Here is a 14,282-nt window from a genome sequence, read left to right on the forward strand (position 1 = left end):
GGGGGCGTCAGAACGCCATGGTGTAGACCATCAGGTCCATTCCCGGGAAGGGGGCCCAGTCGCGTTCCGGGGTGCGGCGGAAGCCGACGCGCTCGTAGATGCGGTGGGCGGTGGTCATCTCCGGGCGGGTGGAGAAGGCCATGCCGGCCAGGCCGAGTTCGCGGCTGCGGGTGACGGAGGCGCGGACCAGGGCTTCGCCGACGCCGCGGCCGCGGGAGGCGGCGGCGGTGGCGAGCATCCGTATCTCGCCCTCGCGCGGGGTGGCGATGTCGGCCCACTCGGTGCCGCCGACGGCGAAGGTTACGCAGCCGAGGAGCCGTTCGTCCGCCGCGTCGACCGCGACCAGGAGTTCGGCCTCGCGGGAGCGGCGCTCGGCGTCGCGCAGCAGCTGGACGTAGCTGCCGGCCGGGTCGGTGAAGCCGTCGCCGACGAAGGCGTCGACGGTGATCCGGCCGGCCTCGTCGAGGTCCTGGGGGAGGGCGTGGCGGATGAGGTAGTCCATCGGGCCAGTGTGCCGGAGCCGTGGGGGGCTCCGGATGCGGGGGGCTTCCGGGGGTTCAGGGAAGGGGATGCCGGGCGGGTGGCCGGGGCGGCGGAGGGGCGCAGCGAGGCGGCGGGCAGGGTGCCGTACAGCCGGTCGGCGCGGTCGGGGTCGGCCGGGTAGCCGCCGGGGCGGTGGTGGTTGTCGCGGCCGGCGGCGGGGCCGCGGGAGAGTTCGCGGCCGATCAGGGTGCCGAGCAGGCCGAAGCCGCCGACCGCGCCGACCAGGCCGAGTGCGCTGGCGAGGGTGTCGCTGTCCATGGCCACCACTGTGGCCGGGCGGTGGGGGTGCCCACGAGTGGCAGGAAGGCCGGGTTCCGTCGAAATCCTGCCAGGGCCGCCCCTTCCCCGGGCCGGGTCGGCGGGGCATCCTGGGCGGCATGCTGAAGAACGTGGTCGCGGTGGTGCTGGAGGAGGTCCACCCCTTCGAACTCGGGGTGGCCTGCGAGGTCTTCGGCCTGGACCGGACCGCGGACGGGCTGCCGGGGTACGACTTCGCGCTGGCCGGCGCCCGGCCCGGGCCGCACGCGACCCACTCGGGCTTCGCGGTGGACGTCCCGTACGGCCCGGAGCGCCTCGCCGGGGCGGACCTGGCGGTGGTCACCGCCTCGACGATCCGCACGCACTACCCGGAGCCGCTGCTGGAGGCGCTGCGCGCGGTGGTGGCGGACGGCGGCCGGGTGCTGTCCATCTGCAGCGGCGCCTTCGTGCTGGGCGCCGCCGGGCTGCTGGACGGCCGCCGGTCCGCCACCCACTGGCGGCACAGCGACGAGCTGGTCGAGCGCTTCCCGAGGACGGTGGTCGAACCGGACGTGCTCTACGTGGACGACGACCCGGTGATCACCTCGGCCGGTACGGCGGCCGGCATCGACGCCTGCCTGCACCTGGTGCGCAAGGTGCAGGGCGCCGAGGTGGCCCTGGGGATCGCCCGCCGGATGGTGGTCGCGCCGCACCGGGAGGGCGGGCAGGCGCAGTTCGTGAACCGTCCGCTGCCGGAGGGCGGCGACTCGCTGGCCCCGCTGCTGGACTGGATGCGCCACCACCCGGACCAGGGGGCGAGCGTCGAGCAGCTGGCCGCCCGGGTGCACATGTCGCCGCGCACCTTCGCCCGGCGCTTCCAGCAGGAGACCGGTACCACCCCGCACCGCTGGCTGGTGGGGCAGCGGGTGCTGCTGGCGCAGCGGCTACTGGAGTCGACCACCGAGTCGGTGGACGCGATCGCCGCCCGCTGCGGGTTCGGCAACGCGGCGGCGCTGCGGCACCACTTCGGGCGCCGGCTGGGCACCACGCCGCTGGCCTACCGGCGCTGCTTCGGCGGCGGGTGACGGGCGGTCAGTCCGCCCCGGCGTCGAGGTGGGCGACGCCGTTCCAGCCGTCCGGCCGCAGCCGCCCCTCCTGGGAGCGCCAGAGGCTGGTGGAGCAGTTGTGCACCGGCCCGAGCCCGGTGAGCTGCTCCTCGGTGAGCCGGTCCAGGGCGTAGCGCAGCATCAGCACGGTGCAGTCGTGGGCGACCAGCAGGACGGGCCGTCCGGCCTCCTCCTCGCAGACGTCCCGCAGCAGGCTGCGCACCCGCAGGGCGACGTCGGCCCAGGACTCGCCGCCGGGCGGCCGGTAGTACAGCTCGCCCATCTTGCGCCGCCGGGCGGCCTCCTCCGGGTGCTTGGCCTCGATGGCGGCCTTGGGCAGCATCTCCAGGACGCCGAGTTCGCGGTCGCGCAGCCGCTCGTCGTAGCGGACGGCCAGGGTGACGGGCACGGCGCCCAGCCCGGCGGCCTGGGCGAGCGCGATCCGGGCGGTCTCGGCGGTGCGCACGTACGGGGAGCACCAGACGCTGCGCGGCCGGTCGGCGCTGGGCAGGGCGGCCCACCAGCGGCCGAGCGCCTGGGCCTGCCGCTGGCCGCGCAGCGAGAGCGGGATGTCGGCGTCGCGGCAGCTGATCGGGACGCTGAGCGCGCCGGCGGCCTCGGCCAGCTGGAACTCGACGTTGGCGGTGGACTCGCCGTGCCGGGTGGCGATCAGGACGGACGGCAGCCGGGTGGCCGCCGGGCCGCCGGGCGTGCCCGCCGAGCCGTTCGCGCCGACGGCGCCGCTCGCACCGACGGCCCCGCTCGCGGTGACGGCGGTCACCGCGCTCAGGTTGGGCTGGTGCTGGGTGGACTTGTGCTGGCCGTTCAGGGTGATGCCGAGTTCTGCCATGGCCGCGAGCTCCCCGTGGTCGATCAGGTTCCGGCCGGATGCCGGTCCGGTCTGGTGGTGCCCGGCGTGCACGCCTGTTCATACATATGATCGCGCCGCCTCCTCCAGTGTTCACGGAGAAGGCGGCGCGATCACAGGGCGCGTGCACGGCCAATCAGTGCGCCGCTACGGGCTCCGGCGCGTTCTTCAGCTCGTCGTCGCCGGCCTCGGCGCTGTAGTCGGAGGGCTTGGTCTCGTCCGGGCCGTCGGGCGCCTTGACCGCCCGCAGGACCAGGGTGAGCGCCACCGCCACGATCAGGTTGAGCGCGAAGGCGGTCAGGCCGATGTAGCCGATCTCGCCGATGCCGGGGATCTCGGCCGCGTTGCCGCCGAAGTGCTTGGTGGCCGGGCTGGCCAGCCCGTACGCCTTCCAGGTGCCGTAGACCATGCCGGCCGCCCAGCCGGCGAACAGCGCCCAGTGGTGGAACCAGCGGGTGAACAGGCCGCCGACGATCGCCACGAAGGTCTGCAGGATCCACAGGCCGCCCAGCAGCTGGAGGTTGATCGCGGCCTGCCTGTCCATGCCGAGGACGAAGACCAGCGCGCCCACCTTGACCAGCAGCGAGACCAGCTTGGCGATCCGGGTCTCCTCGGCGGGGGTGGCGGCGGGCTTCAGCCACTCCTTGTAGACGTTGCGGGTGAACAGGTTGGCCGCCGCGATGGACATGATGGCGGCCGGCACCAGCGCGCCGATCCCGATCGCGGCGAAGGCCACGCCGGTGAACCAGTCCGGGAACATGCTCGCGAACAGCTGCGGCACCGACAGCTGGGAGTTGTAGCCCTTGACGCCGCTGCCCACGCCCGCCGCGATGGCCATGAAGCCGAGCAGCGCCAGCAGGCCGAGCATCAGCGAGTAGGCGGGCATGATCGCCATGTTGCGGCGCACGGTGTTGCGGGACTTGGAGGCCAGCACGCCGGTCACCGAGTGCGGGTACATGAACAGCGCCATCGCCGAGCCCAGCCCCAGCGTGGCGTACGTCCACTGCTTGTTGTCCGGGATCGTCATCGACCCGGCCTTGGCCTGCTTGAAGTGGTCGGCGGCCGCGCTGAAGATGTGCCCGTAGCCGCCGAGGCGGATCGGGATGTAGATCACCGCGACGATGATCACGATGTAGACCAGGGCGTCCTTGACGAAGGCGATCAGCGCCGGGGCGCGCAGGCCCGAGGAGTAGGTGTAGGCGGCCAGCACGCCGAAGGCGAGGAACAGCGGCAGGTCCTTGACGAACCAGTTGGCGTTCTCCCCGCCGCCGACGCCGAGCACGTCCAGGACGGCCTGGATGCCGACCAGCTGCAGGGCAATGTACGGCATGGTGGCCAGGATCCCGGTCAGCGCGACGACCAGGGACAGCGGCCGGGAGCCGTAGCGGCCGCGGACGAAGTCGGCCGGGGTCACGTAGCCGTGCACCCGGGAGACCGACCAGAGCCGCGGCAGGAACAGGAAGACCAGCGGGTAGGCGATGATCGTGTACGGCACCGCGAAGAAGCCCGCCGCACCCGTCGCGTAGACCGCCGCCGGGACGGCCACGAAGGTGTACGCGGTGTAGAGGTCGCCGCCGAGCAGGAACCAGGTCACCCAGGTCCCGAAGCTGCGCCCGCCCAGGCCCCACTCGTCCAGGTGCGCCGCGTCGTCCGCCCGCCGCCAGCGCGAGGCGAGGAAGCCCATCGCGGTGACCAGCAGGAAGAACAGCACGAAGACCACGAGGGCCGGCACGTTGACGTCCTTCATCGCGCACCGCCGTTCCGGGCCGCCTTGCGGGCCTTCTCGTCCCGGTTGATCAGCAGGTAGGCGGCGACCGTGAAGAGGGCCGACACCGGCACCCAGAGCAGCTGGTACCAGTAGAAGAAGGGCATCCCGGCCACTGCCGGGTCGGTCTTGTCGTACGAGGAGACCCAGAGCATCGCGACGATCGGCACGAGCAGGGCGAGTCCGGCCAGCACCCGCTCGGGGGTCACCGCCGGGACGGGGTCCCCGGCCGGCTCGGGCATGACAGCTTGGTCGGGGGATGGGTCAGAGGGCATCTTCGGCTCCGCTCCGGAGGGTTCTCCCCGTCGGCGCCGCAGCCCCCGGAAGCGCCGCGCGCCCCCGCGAGCCCGCCGAGCAGCACCATCGGTGATCGGCAGTCAGTATTGGCTGCGCAATCTAGAGCATGACGTGATCCATGTCACCGGACTTGGCACAACTTCCCGCCATCCGGACGCTGCCGCTCGCGCACGCGACCGCTCGCCGCCCCCGGGGTCCGGGTGCCACCGGCGCGCGGGCCGTGCGCGCCGGTGCCCGTGGTGGAACGGCGGCGCCGACTACTCCGGACGCTTCAGCCGGGTGATGAACTTGTAGCGGTCGCCGCGGTAGATCGAGCGGACCCACTCCACCGGGTCGCCCTCGCCGTCGAAGGAGTGCCGGGAGAGCTGGAGCATCGGCAGACCGAGGTCGGAGCCCAGCAGCCCGGCCTCGCGCGGGTTGGCGAGGGTGGTCTCGATGGTCTCCTCGGCCTCGGCCACGGTGACCCCGTAGACCTCGCGCAGCGCCGCGTACAGCGAGTTGTGCTTGGCGAGGTTGCGCCGCAGGGCGGGGAAGCGCTTGGCGGACAGGTGGGCGACCTCGATGGCCATCGGGTCGCCGTTGGCCAGCCGCAGCCGCTCGATCCGCAGCACCCGGCCGCCGGGCTTGATGTCCAGCAGCGGGGCGAGCCGGTCGTCGGCGGTGATGTAGCCGATCTCGATCAGCCGGGAGGTGGGCTCCAGGCCCTGGGCGCGCATGTCCTCCGTGTAGGAGGTGAGTTGCAGCGCCTGGGCGACCTTGGGCTTGGCCACGAAGGTGCCCTTGCCCTGGATGCGCTCCAGCCGGCCCTCGACGACCAGTTCCTGCAGGGCCTGGCGGACGGTGGTGCGCGAGGTGTCGAACTGGGCGGCCAGCGCCCGCTCGGGCGGGACCGGGGTGCCCGCGGGCTGGGTCTCGGTGAGCTGGAGGAGGTGGCGCTTGAGGCCGTAGTACTTGGGGACGCGGGCGGTCGCGTCGGCGCTCTGCGTCGGGAGGTTGCTCACCTCGGGGTCGTCGGCCTGGGCGGTGGTTCCCCCGTCGCTGCTCATCGGACCTGTTCTCCCGCTTCTCGCGGGGCCTTTTACCGCCCCGCCACATCGTTAACGGATCACATCGTTGCATGTATGGCTGCGGAACGAATACCTCATCACGCGATGAACGATGTGCGGTGTCGGCTTGGTAACGGGTGGTCGAGAACCCTCGAACAGCCGTTGACAGGCCCATTGGTCTAGGCCAAGCTCCAGGCATCTGGTCTACACCACTAGGCCGGTATCGATGAATCCCCCCACCCGTTCGAAGGGGTCCGCGGCGCCAGTTCTCCCGCTTTGCGTGGGTATGCCGCTACCGCCCGACGGGGGTAACCCAGGCATCCCTCAGGAGGATGGCGTGAAGCGTCAGCTCATCGCGGCGGTCGGCGTCGCAGCAATGGTCGTCGGTCTCGCGGCTTGTGGCTCGGACGGCAAGAAGGACGACGGCGGCTCGTCGTCCTCCACCGCCGCCGACCGGTACAAGGGCAAGACGCTCAAGGTGTGGGTGATGAGCGGGTCGGCCCCCAAGGGCTGGACCGACTCGGTCAAGAACGAGTTCGAGTCCACCTACCCGGGCTCCAAGGTCGACTTCCAGACCCAGGAGTGGACCGACATCGGCCCGAAGATCACTGCCGCGCTCTCCGAGGGCTCGGTCGACGTCCTGGAGCTGGGCAACACCCAGACCTCCGGCTACGCCGCCTCGGGCGGCCTGCTGGACATCACCAAGGACAAGTCCGCGCTGGGTGGTGACGCCTGGGCGGCCAACCAGAACGAGGCCGCGATGCTGGACGGCAAGCAGTACGCCGCCCCGTGGTGGGTCTCCAACCGCGTGGTCGCCTACAACAAGGACCTGTGGGCCAAGGCCGGCCTGACCGCCGCCCCGAAGACCCTGGACGAGTTCTACGCCGACCTGGACAAGCTGAAGGCCACCCAGGGCGTCAACGACCCGATCTACCTGCCGGGCCAGGAGTGGTACACCTACTTCGGCTTCCTCACCGGCGAGGGCGGCAAGATCGCCAAGCAGGAGGGCGGCAAGTGGGTCGGCGGCCTGGAGTCGCCGGAGGCGCAGCGGGCCTTCGAGACCTACAAGAAGCTGCAGAGCTACTCGGTCACCGGTCCGAAGGACAAGGACGAGGCCACCCCGCAGCAGAAGGACGTCTTCGCCAAGGGTGACATCGGCACCATGATCGCCCTCGGCTGGGAGCTCCCGGACGAGAAGGCCATGGCCAAGGACAAGATCGGCTTCTTCCCGATCCCGGGCAAGACCGCCGACAAGCCGTCCGGCGTCTTCATCGGTGGCTCGAACCTCGCGATCGCCTCGCAGAGCAAGAACACCGCGATGGCGAAGGACTTCCTGAAGGTCGCCCTCGACGACAAGAACGAGGGCCTGGTCGCCGCGGCCGGCAACATCCCGAACAAGCCGGCCCTGAACAGCCAGCTCACCGGTGACTTCGCGAAGGCCGCCCAGGTGGGCACCGCGGTTGGCGGGACCACCCCGATCACCCCGAACTGGGCCAGCGTGGAGAACACCCCGAACCCGATCAAGGACTTCCTGACCGCGGTCCTCCAGGGCGCCGACTACGCGTCCACCGCGAAGAAGTACGACGACGAGATCGCCAAGCGGCTCAACCAGAAGAACTGAGGCATTGAGCGGCGTCGCTCACCGGCCCCCGGCGGGGGGTCGGTGGGCGGCGCCCGTCCGTCGTGGCCGGGTTGTGAGGAAGTGAGAACGATGGCTGTGCATTCGGATCGGGTGCAGACGCAGTCCCCGGAGTCAGGGAAGGCTGTTGTGGCCGAGATCGACACCAGTGCCGCCGGCGGCGGGGCCGAGGCCGCCGCGCCGAAGCGCACCAGACCGGCGGGGGGACCGGGCATCGGCTCCCGCCTCGCCCCGTACCTGCTGCTGCTGCCGGCTGTCGCGGCGACCGTCGTCCTGCTCGGCTGGCCGTTGCTGAAGACCTTCCTGCTGTCGTTCCAGGACCTCAACCGGCGCCAGCTGGTGATGCACCTGACCGAGTGGACCGGCTTCGACAACTACAAGGAGCAGCTGAGCGACCCGGAGTTCTGGGCGGTCACCGGGCGCACCGTCGTCTTCACCCTGGTCAACGTGGTGCTGATCATGGTCGGTGGCACCCTGGTCGGCCTGCTGCTCAACCACCTCGGCAAGAGGATGCGGCTGGCGCTGTCGATCGCGCTGCTGATGGCCTGGGCCATGCCGGTGGTCGCCGCGACCACGGTCTACACCTGGCTGTTCGACGAGCAGTGGGGCGTCGTCAACTGGATGCTGGACCAGCTGGGTTGGCACTCGATGGCGCACTACAACTGGATGAGCGACGAGTACTCGACCTTCTTCGTCGTCATCCTGCTGATCGTCTGGATGTCGATCCCCTTCGTGGCGTTCAACATGTACGCCGGTCTGACCACCATCCCCAGGGAGCTCTACGAGGCCGCCCGGATGGACGGCGCCGGCTCCGCGAAGATCTTCAGTGCGGTGATCTTCCCGAACCTGAAGCCGTTCTTCCTGGCCACGACCTTCCTCGAAGTCATCTGGGTGTTCAAGTCCTTCACCCAGATCTACGCGATCAACGGCGGCGGCCCCGAGAAGCTCACCCGGACCCTGCCGGTGCACGCCTTCCTGGAGGGCTCGGGCAGCCAGCACTACGGCGTCGGCGCCGCGATCGCGGTGCTCACCATCCTGATGCTGGGCGTCCTGATGGCGTACTACTTCCGCATCATCATCAAGCAGGAGGACGAGCTGTGAGGCGCTCTCTCTTCGGACGCACCTGGCCGAACGTGATCGCGGTCGTCCTCATCGTCTTCTTCATCTTCCCCGTCTACTGGATGATCGCGACCGCGTTCAAGCAGAACAACGACATCATCAGCAAGACGCCGGTCTTCATCCCCTTCGACGCGACCTTCGAGCACTTCACCACCGCGGTCGACGCGCCGGACTTCTGGACGTACGTCACCAACAGCATCACCGTCACGGTCGGCGCGGTGGTGATCTCGCTGGTGATCGCGACCCTGGCGGCCTTCGCCGTCGCCCGGATGAAGTTCCGCGGCCGCAAGACCTTCGTGCTGGTCATCATGATGGCGCAGATGGCGCCCTGGGAGGTCATGACCATCGCGGTCTACATGATCTCCCGCGACAACGACATGCTGAACAGCCTGCTGCCGCTGACCTTCTTCTACATGATGATGGTCCTGCCCTTCACCATCTGGACGCTGCGCGGCTTCATCGCCGCCGTGCCGAAGGAGCTGGAGGAGTCGGCCATGGTGGACGGCTGCACCCGCACCCAGGCCTTCGTGAAGGTGATCTTCCCGCTGCTGGCCCCGGGGCTGATGTCGACCTCGCTGTTCGGCTTCATCACGGCGTGGAACGAGTTCCCGCTCGTCCTGATCGTCAACAAGGAGCAGGGCAAGACCCTCCCGCTGTGGCTGTCCTCCTTCAAGACCGCCTTCGGCAACGACTGGGGCGCGACCATGGCGGCCTCCACGATGTTCGCCATCCCCGTGCTGATCCTGTTCGTCTTCCTGCAGCGCAAGGCGGTCGGCGGTCTGACCGACGGCGCCGTGAAGGGCTGAGCCACCGTGAGCATCCTCGTACCCACCGCCCCGGCCAGCGACCAGCTGCACCGGGACGCCCTGACCGTCCTGCAGCCCGGCTTCGTCGGCACCGAGCCGCCCGCCTGGCTGCGCCGCCACCTGGCCGCCGGGCTCGGCTCGGTCGCGCTGTTCGACCGCAACGTGGTCGACCTCGACCAGCTCTCCGCGCTCACCCGGGCGCTGCGCGCGGAGAACCCCGACCTCCTGATCGCGATCGACGAGGAGAGCGGCGACGTCACCCGGCTGGAGGCCGGTTCCGGCTCATCCTGGCCGGGCAACCTCGCCCTCGGCGCGATCGACGACCCGGCGCTGACCCGGGACGTCGCCCGCGAGCTGGGCCGGGCGCTGGCCGCGGCCGGCGTCAACTACAACTGGGCGCCCACCGCGGACGTCAACTCCAACCCGCGCAACCCGGTGATCGGCGTCCGCTCCTTCGGCGCCGACCCGGAGCTGTGCGCCCGGCACACCGCCGCCTGGGTGGAGGGCCTGCAGTCGGCCGGCGTGGCCGCCTGCTCCAAGCACTTCCCCGGGCACGGCGACACCGCGGTGGACTCGCACCACGGCCTGCCGGTCATCGACGTCGACCTGGACGTGCTGCGCGCCCGCGACCTGGTGCCGTTCCAGGCCGCGATCGCGGCCGGCACCAAGGCCGTGATGACCGCCCACATCATGGTCCCGGCGCTGGACCCCGAGCTGCCGGCCACCCTGAGCCCGACCGTGCTGCGCGACCTGCTGCGCGCCGCCCCGGCCGAGGGCGGCCTCGGCTACCAGGGCCTGATCGTCAGCGACGCGATCGAGATGGGCGCCATCGCCGACACCTTCGGCATGGGCGAGGGGACCGTGCTCGCGCTGGCGGCCGGTGCGGACGCGATCTGCGTCGGCGGCGGGCTGGCCGACGAGGAGACCGTGCTGATGCTGCGCGACGCCATCGTGGCGGGCGTGCGCTCCGGCGGCCTCGGCGAGGAGCGGCTGGCGGACGCCGCCGACCGGGTCCGGGCGCTGGGCAGCTGGGGCCGGATCGCCGCCCAGGGCGAGCAGCCCGAGCCGGACCTCGCGGTGGGCCTGCGGGCCGCCCGCCGGGCGCTGAAGGTGGTCCGGGCGCCGGGCCGCGAGGTGCTGCCGGTGAGCGAGCGCCCGTACGTGGCCTCGTTCTCGGACGAGCCGAACATCGCGGTCGGCGACGTGACCCCGTGGGGCGTGGCCGCGATGCTGGCCGACCGCTTCCCCGGCAGCCGCACCCGCGAGGTGTCGGCCGACCAGGCCGCGCCGGAGCTGCTGGACGCGCTGGTCGCCGAGCTGGTGGCCGGCGCCGAGGGCCGCCGCCTGGTGCTGGTGGTGCGGGACGCGCACCGGCACGCCTGGATGGCCGCCGCGCTGCGCCGCCTGGTGGCGGCCCGGCCGGACGCCGCCGTGGTGGAGATGGGGCTGCCCCAGTCCGAGCCGGTCGGCGCGCTGTACATCGCCACCCACGGCGCCGCCCGGGTCTGCGGACTGGCGGCCGTCGAGGTGCTCACCGGGCAGCCGGGAGCGATCGGCTGAACCGCGGGGGAGACGTCACCGGCCGTGACCGGGAGGCGTTGGCCGACGGGCCCGTCATGCGCATGCCGCATGGCGGGCCCGTCCCGTTCTCCGGCCGTCGGCCCACGCTTCCGCCGGATGACGGTGCTCCCTCAAGAGGGCCTTAAATCCCCCTTAAGCACGACTTAGGGTGACAGGTCGACGACCGATCGCCACCGAACTCCGGCGGGGTACAACGGAACGGCAACGGCCTTGGCAGGAAGGGGAGTTGGCCGTTGACACCACCGTTGGTCTAGGCCAAAGTCCACTCCGATCCCTCCCGGCACCGCCCTCGGCCCTAGCACCTCGGAGAATGACGTGACGAAGCGTCAGTTCGTGTCCGCATTCGGAATCATGGCCCTGGCGGCCGGGCTGACGGCCTGCTCCTCGTCCGGATCACCCTCGGTAGCCGGCAGCGCGGCCGCGGACCCGAAGGCGGCCACCGGCACCGTGACCGTCTGGCTGATGGACGACGCCCAGAAGAACTGGCCCGACCTGGTCCAGCGGGTCAATGACGAGTTCGCGGCCAAGTACCCGCGGATCAGCCTCAAGCTGGCGTACCAGGGCTGGGCCGACAAGGTCGGCAAGCTCGACAAGGCCCTCGCCGACGGCAGTGCCCCCGACGTGGTCGAGCTCGGCAACACCGAGACGATGAAGTACGTGCTCTCCGGTGCGCTCGCCCCGGTGGACCGCACCACCTTCGACAACTCCGACAGCTGGATCAAGGCGCTCGCCAACACCTGCGCCTACCAGGACAAGCTGTGGTGCGTCCCGTACTACGCCGGCGCCCGGGTCGCCATCTACAACTCCTCCGCCTTCCAGCAGGCCACCGGCAGTGCCGAGTTCCCCAGGACCGAGGGCGACCTGCTGAGCGTCCTGGACAAGATCTCCGACAGGAACCGGGGCGACCGGACCTTCTCCCCGCTCTACCTGCCCGGCCCCTACTGGTACGCCGCGATGAGCTACGTGGCCGCGTACGGCGGCAGCATCGCCAAGTTCGACAGCTCCGGCAACTGGCACGGCACCCTGCACGACGCCAAGTCCCAGCAGGGCATCGGCCACTTCGTCGACCTGGTCCGCAAGTACAACAAGGGCGACCTGACGCAGAACGAGCAGAACCAGTACGAGGCGATGGCCCGCGGGCACGCCGCGTCCTTCTACGGCAACGGCTTCGAGGCGGCCAGCGTCACCGCGCCGGTCACCGGCGACCCGGGCCTCAAGGACGCCGTCAAGGTGGCCACCATGCCCGGCCCGGACGGCAAGCCGCTGCCCACCTTCATCGGCGGCTCCGACCTCGCCGTCACCGCCAAGTCCCAGCAGGTGGCGCCGGCCACCGACTGGATCCGGATGTTCACCAGCTCCAGGTCCGAGCAGGCGCTCGCCGACAAGGACATCCTGCCGAACAACCTCACCCAGCTGAACCCGCTGAAGAGCAAGCCCACCACCGCCGCCGCGGCCAACGCCGTCCCGGACGCCTGGTTCACCCCGCTGGCACCCGGCTGGGGCGCGGTGGAGAAGCAGAAGATCATCCCCGACATGCTGACCGCGATCCTCAAGGGCAAGTCGGTGGACCAGGCCACCAAGGACGCCGACGCGGCGATCGACCAGCTGATCAACAACCCGTCCTGACGGGCCGGATCCGTACGCCGAGCGCCCCCGAACGCCCCTCCGGCGCTCCCCGGCGGGGCGGCGGTCCGGGCCGCCCCGCCGGGGGTGCCGCGCCGGGGGCGCGCTCGTAGGATGGCCCGCGAAGAAGCGCAGCGAGTGTGCGGACTCGCCGCCGTGGAGGTCCCCGTCCGGCAACCCGCCCGGGCGGGGTCGACCCGTACCCCGGAGGCATCGAGATGTCCGACCCGCACAACGGTTCCGTCCCCGGCCGGATCATGGCGGCGGAGATGGCCGAGCAGCCGGCCGTCCTCCAGCGCATCCTCGACGAGGGAGCGCCGAAGATCCGCGAGATCGCGGCCGGGATCGCCGCCCGCAGCCCCCGCTTCGTCCTGCTCACCGCGCGCGGCACGTCCGACAACGCGGCGCTCTACGCCAAGTACCTGGTCGAGATCCTGCTCGGCAAGCCGGCCGGCCTGACCTCGATGTCCACCATCACGGCGTACGGCGCCCAGCCGGACCTCACCGACGTCCTGGTGATCACCGTCAGCCAGTCCGGCGGCTCGCCGGACCTGGTGGCCTCCACCAAGGCCGCCCGCGAGGCCGGGGCGATCACCCTCGCCGTCACCAACAACCCCGACTCCCCGCTCGCCGAGGTCTCCGAGTTCCACATCGACGTGCTGGCCGGCCCGGAGAAGGCGCTGCCGGCCACCAAGACCTACACCGCCGAACTGCTGGCGCTCTACCTGCTGGTCGAGGGCCTGCGCGGCGGGGACGGTTCGGCGGCCAAGGAGCTGCCGGGTTTGGCGGCCGGTGTGCTGGCCCGCCAGGCCGAGGTGAGGGCGCTGGCCGAGCGGTACCGCTTCGCCCAGCGCCTGGTGATCACCTCGCGCGGCTACGGCTACCCGACCGCCCGGGAGGCGGCGCTGAAGCTGATGGAGACCACGTACATCCCGGCCACCCCGTTCTCCGGCGCGGACCTGCTGCACGGCCCGCTGGCCATGGTGGACAACGTCTCGCCGGTGATCGCGATCGTCCCGGACGGCAAGGGCGGCGAGGCGCTCCAGCCGGTGCTGGACCGGCTGCGCGGCCGGGGCGCGGACCTGGTGGTGATCGGGCAGCGGGCCCAGGTGGAGGCCGCCTCGGCGGGCTTCGCGCTGCCGGCCGGCGTGCCGGAGGAGGTACAGCCGATCCTGGAGATCCTGCCGCTGCAGCAGCTGGCCCACGAGGTCACCATCGCCCGTGGCCAGGACCCGGACGCCCCGCGCGCCCTGGCCAAGGTCACCGAGACCCACTGAGACCCGCCGGGCCCGCCGGGCCCGCCGAGGCCCGCTGGGGCTCGCGGCACGCACGGGCAGCCCCCCGTCCACAGGCTGTGGACGGGGGGCTGCCCGTTGAGCGGCGGGACGTGGTTCGGGCGGCCGCGGAAACGGGCCGGAAAGCACTACGGGCCACGGCGCCGACACGGGACCCTCAACCCGTGCGGCACCGCAGCCCGGAGCTGTCGTCGGGCACCGGTGGCGATCGAGGACTGTGCGGGGTCCACGATCGCCGGCGTCCGACCGAGGAGAAGCCGCGCGCGGTCAGGGCAGTTGCGCGGTGGCCCTCTCCTTGGTGCTCTTCCATTGTGGACTAGACCAATCTTGATTGTCCAGGCCTCCCGGCAAATTGGT

12 protein-coding genes are annotated in these 14,282 nt (G+C 71.3%); 7 read left to right on the forward strand and 5 right to left on the reverse strand.

The window, feature by feature from the left end; genetic code table 11:
- Positions 1-7 precede the first annotated feature (7 nt).
- Positions 8-502, reverse strand: a complete 495-nt coding sequence (locus ACIRVF_RS18980) for a GNAT family N-acetyltransferase (protein WP_402818640.1) — start codon at positions 500-502, stop codon at positions 8-10.
- Positions 503-920: 418 nt separating this feature from the next.
- Between ACIRVF_RS18980 and ACIRVF_RS18985 the strand changes: the two genes are divergently transcribed.
- Positions 921-1,865: a helix-turn-helix domain-containing protein gene (locus ACIRVF_RS18985; RefSeq protein ID WP_402818642.1), complete on the forward strand. Its 945-nt coding sequence runs from the start codon at positions 921-923 to the stop codon at positions 1,863-1,865.
- Positions 1,866-1,872: 7 nt separating this feature from the next.
- Here the strand turns inward: ACIRVF_RS18985 and ACIRVF_RS18990 are convergent, their stop codons facing one another.
- The 4 genes from ACIRVF_RS18990 to ACIRVF_RS19005 form a co-directional block, all read right to left on the reverse strand.
- Positions 1,873-2,736 carry a histidine phosphatase family protein gene (locus tag ACIRVF_RS18990; protein WP_402818645.1) on the reverse strand — a complete coding sequence of 288 codons (864 nt, stop codon included), beginning with the start codon at positions 2,734-2,736 and terminating at the stop codon, positions 1,873-1,875.
- A gap of 154 nt (positions 2,737-2,890) precedes the next feature.
- Complete coding sequence (mctP, locus tag ACIRVF_RS18995; RefSeq protein WP_402818648.1) at positions 2,891-4,501, reverse strand: monocarboxylate uptake permease MctP; 1,611 nt, start codon at positions 4,499-4,501, stop codon at positions 2,891-2,893.
- Positions 4,498-4,761, reverse strand: coding sequence for a DUF3311 domain-containing protein (locus tag ACIRVF_RS19000; protein WP_402818651.1), 264 nt, complete (start codon positions 4,759-4,761; stop codon positions 4,498-4,500). The genes mctP and ACIRVF_RS19000 overlap by 4 nt, the downstream gene beginning before the upstream one ends.
- Positions 4,762-5,073: 312 nt before the next feature.
- On the reverse strand, positions 5,074-5,862 hold the full coding sequence (locus ACIRVF_RS19005) for a GntR family transcriptional regulator (protein ID WP_402818654.1): 789 nt from the start codon (positions 5,860-5,862) through the stop codon (positions 5,074-5,076).
- Between the two features lie 337 nt (positions 5,863-6,199).
- On the opposite strand from ACIRVF_RS19005, the gene ACIRVF_RS19010 reads away from it, so the two are divergent.
- The 6 genes from ACIRVF_RS19010 to ACIRVF_RS19035 all read left to right on the forward strand — a co-directional run bounded on the left by ACIRVF_RS19010 (position 6,200) and on the right by ACIRVF_RS19035 (position 13,907).
- Positions 6,200-7,483, forward strand: coding sequence for an extracellular solute-binding protein (locus ACIRVF_RS19010; RefSeq protein WP_402818657.1), 1,284 nt, complete (start codon positions 6,200-6,202; stop codon positions 7,481-7,483).
- A gap of 90 nt (positions 7,484-7,573) precedes the next feature.
- Positions 7,574-8,602, forward strand: coding sequence for a carbohydrate ABC transporter permease (locus ACIRVF_RS19015; RefSeq protein WP_402818660.1), 1,029 nt, complete (start codon positions 7,574-7,576; stop codon positions 8,600-8,602).
- Positions 8,599-9,426: a carbohydrate ABC transporter permease gene (locus ACIRVF_RS19020; RefSeq protein WP_402818662.1), complete on the forward strand. Its 828-nt coding sequence runs from the start codon at positions 8,599-8,601 to the stop codon at positions 9,424-9,426. The genes ACIRVF_RS19015 and ACIRVF_RS19020 overlap by 4 nt, the downstream gene beginning before the upstream one ends.
- A gap of 6 nt (positions 9,427-9,432) precedes the next feature.
- Positions 9,433-10,986 (forward strand): glycoside hydrolase family 3 protein, encoded by a 1,554-nt coding sequence (locus ACIRVF_RS19025; protein WP_402818665.1) that lies wholly within the window; start codon positions 9,433-9,435, stop codon positions 10,984-10,986.
- 372 nt (positions 10,987-11,358) lie between these two features.
- Positions 11,359-12,633, forward strand: coding sequence for an extracellular solute-binding protein (locus ACIRVF_RS19030; protein ID WP_402819142.1), 1,275 nt, complete (start codon positions 11,359-11,361; stop codon positions 12,631-12,633).
- Between the two features lie 215 nt (positions 12,634-12,848).
- On the forward strand, positions 12,849-13,907 hold the full coding sequence (locus ACIRVF_RS19035; protein ID WP_402818667.1) for an SIS domain-containing protein: 1,059 nt from the start codon (positions 12,849-12,851) through the stop codon (positions 13,905-13,907).
- Positions 13,908-14,282 lie beyond the last annotated feature (375 nt).

It is taken from the genome of Kitasatospora sp. NPDC101157 (assembly GCF_044768255.1).
In the GTDB taxonomy this organism is placed as follows: domain Bacteria; phylum Actinomycetota; class Actinomycetes; order Streptomycetales; family Streptomycetaceae; genus Kitasatospora.